Genomic DNA, 17,132 nt, shown 5'->3' on the forward strand with positions numbered 1-17,132 from the left:
CGGTTGTACCAGGAGTAGCAATGGACAAAGTCATCATCATCACCGGTGCCAGTCGTGGCATCGGCGCCGCCACCGCGCTGCTGGCGGCGCGTCAGGGTTATCGGATCTGCATCAACTACCTCGCCGACGATGAAGCGGCGCACCGCGTGCTGGCCCAGGTACGCGAACTGGGCGCCGAGGCGATTGCCGTGCGTGCCGACGCCAGCGTCGAGGACGAAGTGATCCACCTGTTTCAGCGGGTCGACCATGAGCTTGGGCGGGTCACCGCGCTGGTCAACAACGCCGGCACCATCGGCCAGAAGAGCCGGGTCGAGGAAATGTCCGAGTTCCGTCTGCTGAAGCTGATGAAGACCAACGTGGTCGGGCCGATGCTCTGCGCCAAACATGCGCTGGCGCGCATGTCGACCCGCCACGGCGGCAGCGGTGGCAGCATCGTCAACGTCTCCTCGGTGGCCGCGCGGCTGGGCTCGCCCAACGAATACGTCGACTACGCCGCCTCGAAGGGCGCGCTGGACACCTTCACCCTTGGCCTGGCCAAGGAAGTGGCGGGCGAGGGCGTGCGGGTCAACGCCGTGCGTCCGGGCTACATCTTCACCGACTTCCACGCCCTGAGCGGCGACCCGGACCGCGTCAGCAAGCTGGAACCCGGCATTCCCATGGGCCGCGGCGGCCAGGCCGAGGAAGTGGCCGAAGCGATCCTGTGGCTGCTGTCGGACAAGGCGTCCTATTCGACGGGGAGCTTCATTGATCTTGGGGGCGGGCGCTAAGCGCGCTCGTCACCCAGCATCTGACCCACCCGCTCCACCAGCATCTCCAGGCTGAACGGCTTGATCATCACGCTCATCCCCGCGCCCAGCGGGCCGTCGCTGAGGGCGGCGCTCTCGTCGTAGCCGGTGATGAACAGCACCGGCAGGTCCGGGTGCAGAAGGCGTGCTTTTTCGGCCAGTTGACGGCCATTGAGGCCGCCGGGCAGGCCGATATCGCTGAGCAGCAGGTCCGGCCGCGGGCCGTGTTCGAGGGCGGGCAGGGCGGCGACGGCGGTTTCGAACGACTCGACCCGGTAACCGGAGTCTTCGAGGATTTCAGCGATCACCATGCTTAGCGCGGTCTGGTCTTCCACCAGGACGATCCGCCGACCGCTGTCGCGCTCGCTGAGTGTTTCATCGGCTTCGGCAACGCCGGGCGCTGGCGCCTGGTGATGGCGAGGCAGGAACAGTTCGACCCGGGTGCCGGAGCCGGGTGTCGAGGAGATTCGCAACTGGCCGCCGGACTGGCGCACGAAACCGTAGGCCATCGACAGTCCCAACCCGGTGCCCTGGCCCAGCGGTTTGGTGGTGAAGAACGGATCGATCGCGCGCTCGACCACTTCCGGCTGCATGCCCTGGCCGTTGTCTTCGACGCTCAGGCACAGGTAATCGCCGGGGGCGAGGTCCAGGGCGCGGGCCTGTTCGTCGTCGAGGCTCAGGTTGTCGCTGCCGATATCGATGCTGCCGCCGGCGGGCAGGGCGTCGCGGGCGTTGATGCAGAGGTTGAGCAGGGCGCTTTCCAGTTGCGGCGGGTCGATCAGGGTCGGCCACAGGTGGGCGGCGAAGTGGCAGCGGACGTCGATGGACGGCCCGACGCTGCGACCGATCAGGTCTTGCATGCCGCTGACCAGCCCGCCGACATCGGTCGCCTGCGGTTGCAGGGTCTGCCGGCGAGAGAACGCCAGCAGGCGGTGCACCAGCGACGCGGCACGCTGCGCCGAGCTGCTGACCGCATCCAGCAGCGGCGTGAGGTCTTCGTAACGTTGCTGGTGGAGGCGTTGGCGCAGCAATTCCTGGGCGCCGAGGATGCCGCCCAGCAGGTTGTTGAAGTCATGGGCGATGCCGCCCGTGAGCTGGCCGACCGCCTCCATCTTCTGCGCCTGGCGCAGGGCTTCCTCGGCGCTGAGCAGGCGTTGCTGTTCTTCGATGCGCGCGCTGATGTCGTAGGCAAACAGGTACGCGCCCTGTTGCAGGCCTTCGCTGTCATACAGGGTGTTGAAGCGCAGTTCATAGTGGCGGCGCCGCTCGCCGACACCGAAGGCCGCGTTCTCGATAAAGACTTCCCCGGCCAGGGCGCGGCGCCACAGCGACAGGCCCAGCTCGCAGTCGGCGGGATAGCGACCCAATGTCTGCTCGACGGTATCGCCGACGTTGGGCACATGGTCGTAGAGAAAGTGAAAGTCTTTCAGCGACTGGTGATTGATCGCCAGCCAGCGCAGGTCGTTGTCCACCACCTGGACACAGGCCACGCTGTTGTCCACCAGCATGGCGAACAGCTCGCGCTCGGCCACGGCGCCGAGAATGCGCTGCTCCAGTTCTTCGTTGAGGTGCACCAGGGCCTGTTCGGCGTGGCGTCGTGCCGTCACGTCCTTGAACAGCACGGCGACCTGACGGCGCTCGGCCGGCTCGATACGAAAGGTGCTGACCGAGAGAATACGGCCGGTGGCTACCAGTTCCTGCTCGAACTGCAGCGGTCGACCGGTGCGCAACACTTCCCCGTAGCGGGCGACCCACTCGTCGGCTTCGTCGGGCACCATTTCCCGCAGTTTCTGACCGACCACGTCGGGAATTCCGGTGTGCCGGGCGTAGGCCGCGTTGGCCGAGACATGGACGTAGTCACTGAGCGGGCCATGTGGGCCGTCGAAGAATTCGATGACACAGAACCCGTCGTCCATGGTGTCGAACAGAAAGCGATAGAACGCCTCGTTCAGCGGTTGCTGCTGCACCCGTTGCTGCTCCAGCACGGCATTGCGTTCCTGGAGTTCGCGCAGTTGCTGGCGCAGGGCGTTCAATTCGCTGGCGGGCATGAAGTCTTCCGGAGGTGAACCATGGCGGAACTTTAGCCTGACGGGCGGGGCGGCGGCTAGAACGAGCGCACGATCCGTCCGAGTGTTTCCATGGCTTTTTCCGATTGATCGCTCCACGGACTGCCGTAGTTGAGGCGGATGCAGTTGCGAAAGCGCCGGGTCGGCGAAAAGATCGGCCCGGGTGCGATGCTGATGCCCTGGGCCAGGGCCATCTGGAACAGCTTCAGCGAGTCCATGCGCTCGGGCAACTCCAGCCAGAGGAAGTAGCCGCCCGATGGCTGGCTGACCCGCACTTGCGCCGGAAAGTGCCGGGCGATGGCGGCGAGCATGGCGTTTTTCTGTTCTTCCAGCGCATAGCGCAGGCGCCGCAGGTGACGGTCGTAGCCGCCATGCTGGAGGTAGTCGGCGATGGCAGCCTGGGCCGGCATCGAGGCGCACAGCGAGGTCATCAGTTTCAGACGCTCGATTTTCTGTGCGAAGCGTCCGGCCGCGACCCAGCCGATGCGGTAACCGGGCGCCAGACTCTTGGAGAAGGAACTGCAGTGCATCACCAGCCCTTCCGTGTCGAACGCCTTCGCCGGCTTGGGCGCTTGCTGGGCGTAATACAGCTCGGCGTAGACGTCGTCCTCGATCAGCGGCACCTGATGCTGGCGCAGCAGCTCCACCAGCGCCTGTTTGTTGTCTTCCGGCATGCTCGCGCCGACCGGATTCTGGAAGTTGGTCATGCACCAGACCGCTTTTACCGGGTGGCGCTCCAGTGTCTGTGCCAGCACCCCGAGGTCGATGCCGTCACGCGGGTGCACGGGAATTTCCACGGCCTTGAGCTTGAGCCGTTCCAGCACCTGCAGGCAGGCATAGAAGGCCGGCGCCTCGATGGCCACCAGATCGCCTGGCTCGGTGACGGCCTGCAAACACAGGTTCAGGGCTTCCAGCGCGCCGTTGGTGATCAACAGTTCTTCCATCGGCAACATCAGCCCGCCGACCATGTAGCGCAGGGCAATTTGCCGGCGCAGGTGCGGGTTGCCCGGCGACAGGTCGGTGACCACCATGCGGGGGTCCATGTCGCGACTCGCGCTGGCCAGCGAGCGGGCCAGGCGCGGCAGCGGGAACAGCGCCGGGCTGGGGAAGGCCGAGCCGAACGGCACGGTGTGCGGGTCCTTGATCGATTCGAGAATGGAAAACACCAGTTCGCTGACATCGACCTCGGTGGACTCGTTGGCCGACTCGCTGATCTGCGGCTCGCTGAACGGCCGCGGGGCATGGGCGTTGACGAAGTAGCCCGAGCGCGGCCGGGCGCGGATCAGCCCGCGCCGCTCCAGCAGGTAATAGGCCTGGAACACCGTGGACGGGCTGACCCCGTGGGTCTGGCTGGCGTAGCGCACCGACGGCACCCGCTGCCCGGGGCCGAGGACCCCGGAGTAGATCAGTTCAGCAATGTCGTCGGCGAATTTCTCGTAGCGTTTCATCATGGCTCTGCACGGTCGGACTGCAACGCAGTGTATGTGATCAGCGGTTCAGCGGCGCGACGAAACGGCTGCGGGCAACGCTGCGGATGTTCGGCTCGTCGCTGTCCACCAGTTCGAAGTCCAGCTCCAGCGAACTGCTCGCGGGACGGTCGCTCAGCATCGCCACCGACACCGGCAGCTCGGCCATTTCCCCGGCGGGGATGCTGAAGTGGGTCTTGCCGTGCAGCTCGAAGCCCTCGGCGTTGAGCAGGCGCAGGTCGTAGTTCTGCGGTTGCAGGGTCTTGTTGATGACCTTGAGGATGTAGATGTTCTCGATCTGGCCAAGGACGTTCTCGCGGAACAGGCCACGGTCCTTGATCACGTCCATCGACACCATCGGCCGCTCGTGCAGGGCGATCGCCAGCGCGCCGATCATCACCACCAGCACCGTGACATAACCCAGCAGGCGCGGGCGCAGCCAATGGGTGTGGCCACCTTGCAGGCTGTGCTCGGACTTGTAGCCGATCAGTCCGCGGGGGTAGTTCATCTTGTCCATGATGCTGTCGCAGGCGTCGATGCACGCTGCGCAGCCGATGCATTCCATTTGCAGGCCGTCGCGGATGTCGATGCCGGTCGGGCAGACCTGGACGCACATGGTGCAGTCGATGCAGTCACCGAGGCCACTGGCCTTGTGGTCCACGTCCTTTTTACGCGGTCCGCGGGACTCGCCGCGGCGCGGGTCGTAGGCCACGGCCAGGGTGTCCTTGTCGAACATCACGCTCTGGAACCGGGCGTACGGGCACATGTGCATGCACACGGCTTCGCGCATCCAGCCGGCGTTGATGTAGGTGGCGCCGGTGAAGAACAGAATCCAGAACAGGCTGACGCCACCCGCCTGCAGGGTGAACAGCTCTTCGGCCAGGGGGCGGATCGGCGTGAAGTAACCGACGAAGGTCAGGCCGGTCAGTACGCTGATGGCGATCCACAGGGTGTGCTTGGTGGCGCGCCGGGCCAGCTTGTTGACGCCCCACGGCGCCTTGTCCAGCTTCATGCGCTGGTTGCGGTCGCCTTCGGTGACCTTCTCGCACCACATGAACAGCCAGGTCCAGGTGCTCTGCGGGCAGGTGTAACCGCACCAGACGCGGCCGGCGAACACGGTGATGGCAAACAGGCCGAAGGCGCAGATGATCAGCAGGGCCGAGAGCAGGATGAAATCCTGCGGCCAGAAGGTCGCACCGAAGATATGGAACTTGCTATCCGCCAGGTCCCAGAGCACGGCCTGGCGGCCGTCCCAGGTCAGCCAGGCGGTGGCGAAGAACAGCAGGAAAAGGAAACCCGCGCCACCCAGGCGCAGGTTGCGGTACAGACCGGTGAAGCTGCGGGTGTAGATGTGTCCGTCGCTGCTGTTGGCGGCCTTCTTCTTGTGGGTCGGCTCGGCAATTTCAACGATCTGGACGGGAATATGTTCGCTCATGGTTCGTCGCTCATCAGGCCTCGATCAGGCCAGAGCACTATGGCGACCCATCTGTTTGCATAACAGGCTCAGGTATTTCTATAAAAACCGTATCAGATCGTCCTCGAAACGGCTCCGGGCCTTAGATTATCGAGCCCGGAACGCTACTTTTCAGATGCCTGCGACCATCCACCGCACCCGCTACAGTCAGCGCATCGGCCTCGGCTTCGGTGATGGGCACACGCTTGCCGGCCAGTTCGGCGACCGACATGCGCAGGTCTTCATCGGTGGTGACCTGTACTTCGCTGGCGGCGCCTTCGATATTCAGGTCTTCGCCGATCAGGGTGCAGCGTTGGGTCTGTTCGTTGATTTCTACAGGCATGACGGTGTCCTCGGTAGGCGCGAGCGTGCTCGCGAACGGGCTGCAACGGCCCTTACTGTAGTGACCCCGCCCAGTGTCCGGTTACTGGCCCCGACCGATCAGCGGTCATATCGCACTTTGCCGAGCCCGCCGTTGTCCATCCCATAACTTCCCTGACGATGGACACGGCCATGGACGCTTGGTGGCATGAGGTGTGGGTGACGCTGGTGGCGGAATTCGCCGACATTACTGATGCCAAGCAACTGACGCAGGTTTCGGTGCGCCTGGTGATGGCGGCGCTGCTGGGCGCGGTGCTGGGTTTCGAGCGAGAGATGAAGGGCAAGGCCGCCGGGGTGCGCACCCACATGCTGGTGGCGATCGGCGCGGCGCTGTTCGTGCTGGTGCCGCGCATGGCCGGGGCCGACGATGCGGCGTTGAGCCGGGTGGTGCAGGGCATCGTTGCGGGGATCGGCTTTCTCGGTGCTGGGACCATTCTCAAAGGCCACGATCAGGACGCCAGCCATGTGAAGGGCCTGACGACTGCAGCCGGCCTGTGGATGACCGCCGCGATCGGCGTGGCCGCCGGTATGGGACGCGAAGCCACGGCGCTGGTCAGCACGCTGCTGGCGCTGGCGGTACTGGGAGTGATGCCGCTGGTGGTGAATCGCCTGGAAGGCAAGGACGAGGAACGCGAGGAGAAAAACTGAAAGGCCGGAATGCACTGAGGGGAGCCGAAGCTCCCCTCAAAGATTGTTGCGTGCTCTTTTTTTGTTATTGGAGGGCGGCCTATTGTTGTTTTTGGCAGCCGTTGCCTCTTTGGTGCATGTGCGATCCCCATTCGGGATCAAGAGCAAACGTATTTTTTTGAGCGCTGATAGACCTTCATCATTGCTGATCCAACCGTGACGGGCGCTACCTTGAGGTAGTTTTATTGTTCTCTGTCTGGTTGCGGGGCACGCCCCCGAAAAGCCATCCTCTCCAAAAAAATCAGTTAGCTTCGCCTCTACCGTTTTGTTCTTGTTGTTCGAGAGCCGTTACGTCTTATTTTTATTGGGTTTGCCGCATTTCTTATTGTTGTTGTACGGAAGATATAGCAGGTGCCGTGCCAACTTTTTAAAACCTAATAAAATCAATGGTTTAGTGATTTCAGGGGAAAAGCTGGCACGGGGAATTCTGCTGATTTGTTTCCGTGTTACCCGGAATTTCCCTGTGAAGTGTGAAGGCGGTAACACTTTGTGTCAGTGAGGGAGGTGTTACCGCCGGGCCTCAGCCGGCGTTACGGGCGCGCGCCACACGGGAGCCATTGGCGCGGCCCAGCACCGCGCTGATGCGCTGGCCGGCATTGATGAGTTTTTCCAGGTCGATGCCGGTCTCGATGCCCAGGCCCTGGAGCATGTACAGCACGTCTTCGCTGGCGACGTTGCCGCTGGCGCCCTTGGCGTAGGGGCAGCCACCGAGGCCCGCGACCGAGCTGTCGAATACGTTGATCCCTTCCAGCAGGCTGGCATAGACATTGGCCAGGGCCTGGCCATAGGTGTCGTGGAAGTGCCCGGCCAGTTGCGGGCGCGGCACCTGGGCGCCGACCACGTTGAACAGGTGACGGGTCGCGCCGGGCGTGCCGGTGCCGATGGTGTCACCGAGCGAGACTTCGTAGCAGCCCATCTCGTACAACTCGCGGGCGACCGCGGCGACCTGGCTGGCGTCCACCTGGCCTTCATAAGGACAGCCCAGCACACAGGAAACATAGCCGCGCACGCGCACACCGTGCTGGCGCGCACCCTCCATGATCGGCGCGAAACGTTGCAGGCTCTCGCTGATGGAGCAGTTGATATTGCGCTGGGAGAACGCCTCCGACGCTGCGGCAAACACCGCCACTTCCTTGACCCCGGCGGCGAGGGCGTCCTCGAAACCGCGCAGGTTCGGTGCCAGGGCCGCATAGGTGACACCGGGCTTGTACTGGATTCCGGCGAAGACCTCGGCCGACCCGGCCATCTGCGGCACCCATTTCGGCGAGACGAAACTGCCGACTTCGACGTAGGACAGGCCAGCGGCGGTCAGGTCGTCGACCAGCCGGACCTTGTCCGCGACGCTGATGGGTTGGGCTTCATTCTGCAGACCGTCGCGAGGACCGACTTCGACCAGACGAACTGTGGCGGGCAATGGCATGGCTTCGGGTTTCCTGTGTGGGCTCAGTGGCCGTTCTTCTGATTGTTCAGGGTGTTGGTCAGCGCCAGCATGCAGCGCTCTTCGGCGGTGTCGAGTTCCAGTTGCATCTGCTGGATGTCGAGCAGTTGCTGTTCAAGTTGGGCGCGGCGCTCGGCGATCTTGGCCAGCATGCTGTTGAGCTGCTTGGTGTTGCCGCCGGAGGGATCGTAGAGCTCGATCAGCTCGCGGCATTCGGCGAGGGAGAAACCGATGCGCTTGCCGCGCAGGATGAGCTTGAGGCTGACTTTGTCGCGGGCCGAATAGATACGCTCCAGACCGCGGCGCTCGGGGCTGAGCAGCCCCTGTTCCTCGTAGAAACGGATCGCCCGGGTGGTGATGTCCAGCTCGCGGGACAGGTCGGAGATGCTGTAGGTCTGGCTGCTCATTGCGCGGGGCTCGATGATGAAGGCAATGGGCCTAACCTATAGGCAGGTTTACGTTTACGTCAAGGTCGGCGTAGGAGCGAGCTTGCTCGCGAATGGCCGTTACCCCTGCATCCGCGCAATCACCTGCCACAACCGCTGATCTTCGAAGTCCGCCACCACCAATTGCGCCCCGGCTTCCAGCAGCGCTTCAGGCCGCTGGCTGGTGGACAAGCCCACGGTAAAGATCCCCGCGCCGCTCGCCGCCTTCACCCCCGGCACAGAGTCTTCGAACGCCAGCGAATGCGCGGCCCGAGCCTCCAGCCTGTGCAGGCCGGTGAGGTAGGGCAGGGGATCGGGCTTGGCCCGGGGCAGTTCCTCGGCCACCAGCACATGTTCGAAACGCCCGGCCAGGCCCAGGGCACTCAACATGTGCTCGGCATTGGCCCGCGGTGCGTTGGTGACCACCGCCATGCCGATCGCGTTTTTCTGTGCATGCGCCAGCAAGGCCAATAGCCCGGGGGTGGGCTGTAGGGTCGGCGACAGCGAGCGAAAGCGCGCTTCCTTGCGGTCGGCGAAATCCAGATGCTCGCTCAGCGGGCGATCAGGAAACAGGTAGCGGCACAAATCCGCATTGGCCCGACCACTGACATGGGCGTCGAAGTCTTCCTCGGTGAGGGTGCGGCCTTCTTCGCGCAGCAGTTGCTGCATGGCCAGCAGGTGGAGCTTGTCGGTATCGGCGAGGGTGCCATCGAGGTCGAACAGCAGGGCATCGAGCATGGAGAACATCCGTGAATCAGTGGTCGGCCATGATAACCGCAACGGCACGCCGATCAGCGGGGCTGGTCAGCCGGAAACGAAAAGAGTACAAATGTGCTCCATGACGACTCTATCTCCAAAACGCGCTGCCATCCTCACCTTCATCCGCGACCGCATCGCCGATAAAGGGCAGCCCCCCAGCCTCGCGGACATCGCCCAGGCCTTCGGTTTCGCCTCGCGCAGCGTGGCGCGCAAGCATATCCAGGCGCTGTGCGAGGCCGGCCTTATCGAGATCACCCCCAACCAGGCCCGCAGCATCCGCCTCGTCGGCCGGCTGCGCCGTCCCGAAGTGCTGGAAATCCCGGTGCTGGGCCAGGTGGCGGCGGGGCGGCCGATCGGCCCGGACGTGGGCATCCACGAACAACTGATGCTCGACGCCCACCTGTTCAGCCGCACCCCGGATTACCTGCTCAAGGTTCGCGGCGACTCGATGATCGACGACGGCATCCTCGACGGCGACCTGGTTGGTATCTACCGGCAGACCGACCCCCGTGACGGCCAGATCGTCGTCGCCCGACTCGATGGCGAGGTGACCATCAAGCGCTTCGAAAAGGCGGGCGGTCACTACCGATTGCTGCCTCGCAACCCGGCCTATGCGCCGATCGAGGTCGGCCCGGATCGCGACTTCGTCATCGAAGGCGTGTTCTGCGGCCTGGTGAGGCGCGACTGATGGGCGCGGTGGTCAGCCTCGACGGGCTGCTCGACACGCGGCGGGTCTGGAAGGGCCGGCCGCTCGCCGAGTCCCACGGCCTGCAGCCCACCGGGCATGCCGCCCTGGATGCGCTGTTGCCGGGCGGCGGCTGGCCACCGGCGGCGCTCAGCGAATTGCTGCTGAGTGAAGAGGGCGCGGGCGAACTGCACCTGCTCTGGCCCAGCCTTGCGCGGTTGAGTTCGGCGGGCGAGCGTATCGTCCTGGTGGCGCCGCCCTTCATTCCCTATCCACCGGCCTGGCAGGCGGCGGGTGTCGATCTGCGTTGGCTGTCGGTGGTTGAGGCGAGCACCGCGGAAAGTCTTTGGGCCGCGGAGCAATGCCTGCGCTCCGGCAGTTGTGGCGCCGTGCTGTGCTGGCCCCGGCGTGCTGACGACCGTGCGCTGCGGCGGTTGCAGGTGGCGGCGGAAACCGGCCAGGCGCTGGCGTTCGCCTGTCGCGATCAGTCGGCGGCGCTCAACCCGTCGCCCGCTGCCTTGCGGATCGCCATCGATGCCAGTCCGGCGCGCTGGCGGGTGCTCAAGTGCCGTGGCGGGCTGGCGCCGAATACCCCGATTGCCGCACCCGGCCGTGTGGGCTGACGTGCCATGCTCTGGGCCTGCATTCTCTTGCCACAACTGGCGCTCGACTGCGTGCTGCGCGGACGTGACGACGCCGAGCAGCCGCTGGTGCTGCTCAGCGGCCCGGCCACGCGCCGGGTTCTGCAGGCGGTCAACCCGGCCGCCCGCGCCCTTGGCCTGCGTGCAGGCCAGAGCCTGACTGCCGCGCAGGCCCTGGCCCAGGGCTTCAACATGGTCGAGCACGACGCGGCGGCCACCGAGCAGCAGCAACAACTGCTCGCCGCCTGGGCCTACCGCTTCAGTTCCCAGGTCAGCCTGCATTACCCGCGGGCCGTGTTGCTGGAGGTCGAATCCAGCCTCGGCCTGTTCGGCCCCTGGCCGCAATTCGAGGCGCGCTTGCGGGCGGAGCTGACGGCGCTGGGCTTTCGTCACCGGATCGTGCTGGCCAGCAACCCGGTGGCGGCGCGCATGTTGGCCAATGCCTACGACGGTCTGGCCGCGACCGATGCCGAGACGACCCGCGCCGCCCTGGCTGCCATGCCCATTGACCGCCTCGGCCTGCCCGCGGAGGCGGCCACGGCGTTCGGCCGCATGGGCCTGCGCCAGCTCGACCAGGTGCTGGCGCTGCCCCGCGAAACCCTGGCCCGGCGTTTCGCCGCAGCCGTGCAGTTGCACCTTGACCGGCTGCTGGGGCAGCGCGCCATGGCCCTTGACTGTTACCTGCCGCCCGACCGTTTCGAGGCCCGCCTGGAGCTGAATTTCGATGTGGAATCCAGCCAGGCGCTGCTGTTTCCGCTGCGTCGTCTGGTCGGCGATCTGGCGGCCTTTCTCGCCGGGCGCGATGCTGGCGTGCAGCGCTTCAACCTGTTTCTGCAACACGCCGAAGGCCCGGACACCTTGTTGCAGGTCGGCCTGCTCGCCGCCGAACGCGATGCCGGGCGTTTGCTGGAACTGGCGCGCGGCCGTCTTGAGCAACTGACCCTGAGAGCCCCGGTCCGCACCCTTCGGCTGACCGCCGAAGAGCTGCCGGCGTTCGTGCCCCAGGCCAGCGAACTGTTTTCGGCCCGCCCTCAACAGCAGCACAGTTGGGAGCAGTTGCGCGAACGCCTGCGTGCGCGGCTCGGTGACGAAGCCGTGCGCGGCGTCGGGCTGGTGGCCGACCACCGCCCCGAATGCGCCTGGCGCAGCGATGGCCCGGCCTTGTCGCCGGCCAGCGGCAACCAGGCCCCGCGCCCCGGCTGGCTGCTGGCCGAGCCTCGCGCCGTGGCGCCGGCGAGCGTGCGCCTGCTGGCCGGGCCGGAGCGAATCGAGTCCGGCTGGTGGGACGGCGGCGATGTGCGGCGCGATTACTACCGGGTCGAAACCGATAGCGGCCTGCGCGGCTGGGCCTACTTTCACAGCGGCGAGCGCGATGTGCTGTGGCTGCAGGGCTGGTTCGCATGAGCATGGGGTATGCCGAGTTGCACTGCCTGTCGAACTTCAGTTTCCAGCGCGGCGCGTCCAGCGCCCAGGAGTTGTGTGGCCGCGCCCGGCAACAGGGTTATCAGGCCCTGGCGATCACCGACGAGTGCACCCTCGCCGGTATCGTCCGCGCCTGGCAGGCGGCGCATGAGGTGGGGCTGCCGCTGATCGTCGGCAGCGAAATGCGCATCGAGAATGGCCCGAAGCTGGTGCTGCTGGTGGAGAACCTGCGGGGTTACCAGCACCTGTGCGGCCTGATCACCCGGGCCCGGCGGCGGGCGGAGAAGGGCAGCTATCGGTTGCTGCGCGAGGATTTCGACAATCCTCCGGAAGGCCTGCTGGCGTTGTGGGTTCCGGATGACCTCGGCGACCCGGCGCCAGGGCACTGGCTGCGCGACGTGTTCGCCGAGCGCCTGTGGCTGACGGTGCAACTGCATCACGGCCACGATGATCGCCAACGCCTAGAGCGCTTGCTGGCGCTGGCCACGAGCCTGCGCATTCCGGCGGTGGCCAGCGGTGATGTGCACATGCACGCCCGCGGTCGCCGCGCCTTGCAGGACTGCATGACCGCCATTCGCCATCACACCACCGTCGCGGAAGCCGGGCACCGCCTGTTCGCCAATGGCGAGCGGCACCTGCGCAGCCTGCCGCAACTGGCGGCGCTGTACCCGTTTGCGTTGCTGGAAGAAAGCACGCGGATCGCCGAGCGCTGCCACTTCGACCTCAAGCGTGACCTGAAATACCACTACCCCCACGAAGTCGTGCCCGCCGGCTACAGCGCCAGCGCCTGGTTGCGCGCGCTGTGCGAGCGGGGCATCCCCCGGCGCTGGCCGCAGGGCATCGGTGCCAAGGACCGCGAGGCGCTGGAGCACGAGCTGGAACTGATCACCGACCTCAACTACGCGTCCTATTTCCTGACGGTCCACGACATTGTCCAGTTCGCCCGCGAGCGAGGCATCCTCTGCCAGGGTCGGGGTTCTGCGGCCAACTCGGTGGTGTGTTTCGTGCTGGGTATCACCGAGCTCGACCCGAGCCGGAGCAATCTGCTGTTCGAGCGTTTCCTGTCCCGCGAGCGCAACGAGCCGCCGGATATCGACGTGGACTTCGAGCACGAACGCCGCGAGGAAGTCCTGCAATACGTGTTCAACCGCTATGGTCGCCATCGGGCGGCGTTGACTGCGGTGGTCAGTAGCTACCACGCCGCGGGCGCGGTGCGGGACATCGGCCGGGTGCTGGGCCTGCCGCCCGACCAGCTCGGCGCCCTGGCCGATTGCTGCGGGCGCTGGAGCGATCGTGTGCCGTCCGCCGAACGCCTGGTCGAAGCCGGTTTCGACCCGGACAGCCCGCTGCTGCACCGGGTGCTGACTCTCACCGGCGAGCTGATGGGTTTCCCTCGGCACCTGTCCCAGCACCCTGGTGGTTTCGTCATCAGCGAGCAGCCGTTGGACACCCTGGTGCCGGTGGAAAACGCAGCGATGGAAGGGCGCACGGTGATCCAGTGGGACAAGGACGACCTCGATGCCGTCGGTCTGCTCAAGGTCGATGTGCTGGCCCTCGGCATGCTCAGCGCCTTGCGCCGTTGTTTCGACCTGTACGCCTTGCATCGCGGCCAGCGCCTGACCATTGCCAGCATTCCCGCCGATGACACGCCGACCTACGACATGATCAGCCGCGCCGACACCATCGGCGTGTTCCAGATCGAGTCGCGGGCGCAGATGGCCATGTTGCCGCGATTGAAGCCCAGGCAGTTCTACGACCTGGTGATCCAGGTGGCGATCGTCCGGCCGGGGCCGATCCAGGGCGATATGGTTCATCCCTTTCTGCGGCGACGTAACGACAAGGAGGAAGTGACGTATCCGTCCCTCAAGCTCAAGGCGGTATTCGAGCGCACCTTGGGCGTGCCGCTGTTCCAGGAGCAGGTCATGTCCCTGGCCATCGTCGCCGCCGACTACACCCCCGGCGAAGCCGACGAACTGCGCCGCTCCATGGCCGCCTGGAAGCGCCACGGCGGTCTGGAACCCCACCGCCAGCGGCTGACCGACGGCATGCTGAGAAACGGCTACGACCTGGCGTTCGCCGAGCGCATCTTCGAGCAGATCAAGGGCTTCGGCAGCTACGGTTTTCCCGAGTCCCACGCCGCCAGCTTTGCCTTGCTGACCTACGCCAGTTGCTGGCTGAAGTGCCATGAGCCGGCGATCTTCGCTTGTGCGCTGATCAACAGTTGGCCGATGGGGTTCTACAGCCCCGACCAGATTCTGCAGGACGCGCGCCGCCACCGGATCGAGACCCGTCCGGTGGATGTGCATCACAGCGATTGGGATTGCACCCTGGAACCGGGTGAAGACGGTCAGTTGGCGCTGCGCCTGGGCTTGCGCCAGGTACGCGGGTTTCGCCAGGACGATGCCCTGCGTCTGGTGCGGGTGCGGGAAGAACGGGGTTTTCGCGATGTCGCCGACCTGTGCCTGCGCGCCAGCCTCGACGGTCGCGCCCGTGACCTGCTGGCCGATGCCGGTGCCCTCGCGGCGCTGGCCGGGCACCGCTATCAGGCGCGCTGGGAGGTGGCGGCGGTGCAGGCGCAATTGCCGCTGTTCGCCGGCATCGAGCCCACCGCCGAAGCGCCCGTCGAGTTACCTGCGCCGAGCATCGGCGAAGACCTGTTCGCCGATTACCAGAGCGTGGGCACCACCTTTGGCCCACACCCGCTGTCGTTGTTGCGTCGACGCCTGACGGGGCTGGGTTGTCGCAGTTCGCAGGGGCTGGAGGGCGTGGCCCATGGTGATGTGATCAGCGTGGCGGGTCTGGTGGTGGGCCGGCAGCGACCGCAGACCGCCAGCGGCGTGACCTTCGTCACCCTGGAAGATGAGTTCGGCATGCTCAATGTGGTGGTCTGGCGCGACCTGGCCGAGCGTCAGCGGCGGGTGCTGGTGGGGGCGCAATTGATGCGGGTGATGGGCAAGCTGGAGTTTGCCGACGGCGTGCGCCATCTGATCGCCCGCCGCCTGGAAGATCTCAGCCCGCTGTTACACGGGCTGGATGTGCGCAGCCGGGACTTTCACTGAGCCTCAGACCATCGCCAGGCGCTGCTTGCGCGTCGGTGCCGGAAACGCCTGGTCGATGGCGAGCAGGTCTTCGGCGCGCAAGGTCAGGTTGGCCGCGGCGGCATTGAGCTGGACATGGCGCGGCTCCACCGCCTTGGGAATGGCGATCACCCCGTCCTGGCGGGTGACCCAGGCCAGGCACACCTGCGCCGGCGTGACGCCATGGGCTTCGGCGATCTGCGTCAGCACCGGGTGGCGCAGCAGGCGGCCTGCCTGGGCCAGCGGGCAGTAGGCCATGACTGGCACCTGCTGCTCGCGGCACCACGGCAGCAGGTCGAACTCGATGCCACGTTGCTCGGGGTTGTACAGCACCTGATTGGTGGCGCAGGTCGGCTGATCGAGTTCACGCATGTCGTCAGTGTCGAAGTTGGACACGCCCCAGCGCCCGATCTTGCCGGCGTCGCGCAGTTGTTCGAAGGCTTCGACGGTTTCTTCCAGCGGGTACTGACCGCGCCAGTGCAGCAGATAAAGGTCGATGTGCTCGGTGCCGAGGCGCTGCAGGCTGCGTTCGCAGGCGGCGATGGCGCCTTTGCGGCTGGCGTTGTGCGGGTAGACCTTGCTGACCAGGAAGACCTTGTCGCGACGGCCAGCCAGCGCCTGGCCGACCACCTTTTCCGCGCCGCCTTCGGCGTACATCTCCGCGGTGTCGATCAGCGTCAGGCCGAGGTCGATGCCCTGTTGCAGGGCTGCGACTTCACGCGGGCGCTGGCCAGGGTCCTCGCCCATGTACCAGGTGCCTTGGCCGATGATGGGCACCTGTTTGTCGCCGAGCGTTGTGTTGCGCATGGTTGAACATCTCCTTCTTGAGTGTAGTGGGGCCGCACATCACACCAGCGCGGGCTCCTTGATCTGTTCCATCAATACGTCCAGCACCGCCTGCGCCGCCGCCGACAGCTTGTGGTCCGCCAGCAGGATCACCCCGATCCGCCGCTCGATACTTGGTGCCACCAGCGGCACGCATTGCGCCCCCAGCTCGCGCATCTGGCCGATGCACAAGGCTGGCACCGCGCTGACCCCCAACCCATTGGCGACCATCCGGCCAATCGTGGACAACTGATGGCTCTCGAACGCCACCGCCAGCTTGCCGTGGTCCGCCGCCACATGCCGTTCCAGCAGCAGGCGCACCGCCGAAGGACGTTGCAGGGTGATGAAATCTTCCTTGAGCAGCTCTTGCCAGCGCACCTGTGGCTGCTGTGCCAAGGGTGAGTCGGTTGGCACCACCGCGACGAAGCGGTCCAGATAGAGCGGCTTGAACAGCAGCGGTTCGCTGGTTTCCGGCTCGAAGCCGATACCCAACTCGACCCGCCGATGGCGCACCAGTTCCAGCACTTGTTCGTTGATCACGTCATGCACGGTGACGTTGACCCGCGGGTAACGCTCGCGAAACACCTTCAAGACTGGTGGTAGCAGGTTACCGGCGAAGGCCGGCATGGCGGCGATGGACACCCGCCCCAGTTGCAGGGTGAAGCGCTGGCGCAGCAGCTCTTCGGTGTTGTCCCAGTCGGCCAGCAGTTGCCGGGCCAACGGCAGCAGGACTTCGCCCTCCGGGGTCAGGCTGACGCTGCGCGTGGTGCGGCTGAGCAGGGTGCCGCCCAGGTGTTCTTCCAGGCTCTTGATGGTCAGGCTCAGGGCTGGCTGCGACAGGTGCAGGTGCTCGCCGGCCTGGGCAAAGCTCTGGTAAGTGGCGACGGCGACGAAGGCACGCAATTGCTTGACGTTCATGGGATTGTTTTAAAAACCAAATCAATCGATGAGAAAAACAAAATTAACAAATCAGTCGCCAGGGGAGAAGATGCCGACAGACGCTTCCCGACACGCTGTCGGGC

General features: G+C 65.5%; 15 protein-coding genes. 6 read left to right on the forward strand and 9 right to left on the reverse strand.

All coding sequences use genetic code 11. From position 1 onward, the window contains the following. Nucleotides 1–20 precede the first annotated feature (20 nt). Complete coding sequence (locus CKW37_RS18725; RefSeq protein WP_095157212.1) at nt 21–767, forward strand: SDR family oxidoreductase; 747 nt, start codon at nt 21–23, stop codon at nt 765–767. Here the strand turns inward: CKW37_RS18725 and CKW37_RS18730 are convergent. From CKW37_RS18730 to CKW37_RS18745, 4 genes are all read right to left on the reverse strand, one after another. Beyond that, the gene (locus CKW37_RS18730) at nt 764–2,833 is read right to left on the reverse strand and encodes a PAS domain-containing sensor histidine kinase (RefSeq protein ID WP_095157213.1); all 2,070 of its coding nucleotides are present in this window, start codon (nt 2,831–2,833) and stop codon (nt 764–766) included. The genes CKW37_RS18725 and CKW37_RS18730 overlap by 4 nt on opposite strands. 56 nt (nt 2,834–2,889) lie before the next feature. After that, nucleotides 2,890–4,299 (reverse strand): GntR family transcriptional regulator MpaR, encoded by a 1,410-nt coding sequence (gene mapR, locus CKW37_RS18735; RefSeq protein ID WP_095157214.1) that lies wholly within the window; start codon nt 4,297–4,299, stop codon nt 2,890–2,892. 40 nt (nt 4,300–4,339) lie between these two features. Further along, nucleotides 4,340–5,752, reverse strand: coding sequence for a cytochrome c oxidase accessory protein CcoG (gene ccoG / locus CKW37_RS18740; protein ID WP_095157215.1), 1,413 nt, complete (start codon nt 5,750–5,752; stop codon nt 4,340–4,342). A 121-nt stretch (nt 5,753–5,873) separates the two neighbouring features. Continuing rightward, complete coding sequence (locus CKW37_RS18745) at nt 5,874–6,113, reverse strand: DUF3203 family protein (protein ID WP_095157216.1); 240 nt, start codon at nt 6,111–6,113, stop codon at nt 5,874–5,876. Between the two features lie 170 nt (nt 6,114–6,283). Here CKW37_RS18745 and CKW37_RS18750 point away from each other — a divergent pair, with 170 nt between their 5' ends. Then, complete coding sequence (locus CKW37_RS18750) at nt 6,284–6,799, forward strand: MgtC/SapB family protein (RefSeq protein ID WP_095157217.1); 516 nt, start codon at nt 6,284–6,286, stop codon at nt 6,797–6,799. Between the two features lie 559 nt (nt 6,800–7,358). Here the strand turns inward: CKW37_RS18750 and CKW37_RS18755 are convergent. The 3 genes from CKW37_RS18755 to CKW37_RS18765 form a co-directional block, all read right to left on the reverse strand. Continuing rightward, nucleotides 7,359–8,258 carry a hydroxymethylglutaryl-CoA lyase gene (locus CKW37_RS18755; protein ID WP_095157218.1) on the reverse strand — a complete coding sequence of 300 codons (900 nt, stop codon included), beginning with the start codon at nt 8,256–8,258 and terminating at the stop codon, nt 7,359–7,361. A gap of 23 nt (nt 8,259–8,281) precedes the next feature. Continuing rightward, a complete protein-coding gene (locus CKW37_RS18760; protein WP_095157219.1) occupies nt 8,282–8,683 on the reverse strand; it encodes a MerR family DNA-binding transcriptional regulator in 402 nt (133 codons plus the stop codon). A gap of 99 nt (nt 8,684–8,782) precedes the next feature. Beyond that, a complete protein-coding gene (locus CKW37_RS18765; protein ID WP_095157220.1) occupies nt 8,783–9,439 on the reverse strand; it encodes an HAD family phosphatase in 657 nt (218 codons plus the stop codon). A 91-nt stretch (nt 9,440–9,530) separates the two neighbouring features. Between CKW37_RS18765 and lexA the strand changes: the two genes are divergently transcribed. Genes lexA through CKW37_RS18785 form a run of 4 tightly spaced genes read left to right on the forward strand, consistent with a single transcriptional unit; the run spans nt 9,531 to nt 15,267 of the window. Continuing rightward, on the forward strand, nt 9,531–10,148 hold the full coding sequence (gene lexA, locus CKW37_RS18770) for a transcriptional repressor LexA (RefSeq protein WP_177454448.1): 618 nt from the start codon (nt 9,531–9,533) through the stop codon (nt 10,146–10,148). After that, entirely contained in the window at nt 10,148–10,768 is a 621-nt protein-coding gene (gene imuA / locus CKW37_RS18775; protein ID WP_095157221.1) for a translesion DNA synthesis-associated protein ImuA, read from the forward strand. Before lexA ends, imuA begins: the two co-directional genes overlap by 1 nt. A gap of 6 nt (nt 10,769–10,774) precedes the next feature. Next, complete coding sequence (locus tag CKW37_RS18780) at nt 10,775–12,190, forward strand: DNA polymerase Y family protein (RefSeq protein WP_095157222.1); 1,416 nt, start codon at nt 10,775–10,777, stop codon at nt 12,188–12,190. Further along, nucleotides 12,166–15,267 (forward strand): error-prone DNA polymerase, encoded by a 3,102-nt coding sequence (locus CKW37_RS18785; RefSeq protein WP_218241318.1) that lies wholly within the window; start codon nt 12,166–12,168, stop codon nt 15,265–15,267. Before CKW37_RS18780 ends, CKW37_RS18785 begins: the two co-directional genes overlap by 25 nt. Before the next feature lie 3 nt (nt 15,268–15,270). Here the strand turns inward: CKW37_RS18785 and CKW37_RS18790 are convergent, their stop codons facing one another. Both CKW37_RS18790 and CKW37_RS18795 read right to left on the reverse strand, forming a co-directional pair. Next, on the reverse strand, nt 15,271–16,092 hold the full coding sequence (locus tag CKW37_RS18790; RefSeq protein WP_095157224.1) for an aldo/keto reductase: 822 nt from the start codon (nt 16,090–16,092) through the stop codon (nt 15,271–15,273). 39 nt (nt 16,093–16,131) lie between these two features. Further along, a complete protein-coding gene (locus CKW37_RS18795; protein ID WP_095157225.1) occupies nt 16,132–17,028 on the reverse strand; it encodes a LysR family transcriptional regulator in 897 nt (298 codons plus the stop codon). Nucleotides 17,029–17,132 lie beyond the last annotated feature (104 nt).

This window comes from Pseudomonas sp. Irchel 3E13 (assembly GCF_900187455.1).
GTDB lineage: Bacteria > Pseudomonadota > Gammaproteobacteria > Pseudomonadales > Pseudomonadaceae > Aquipseudomonas.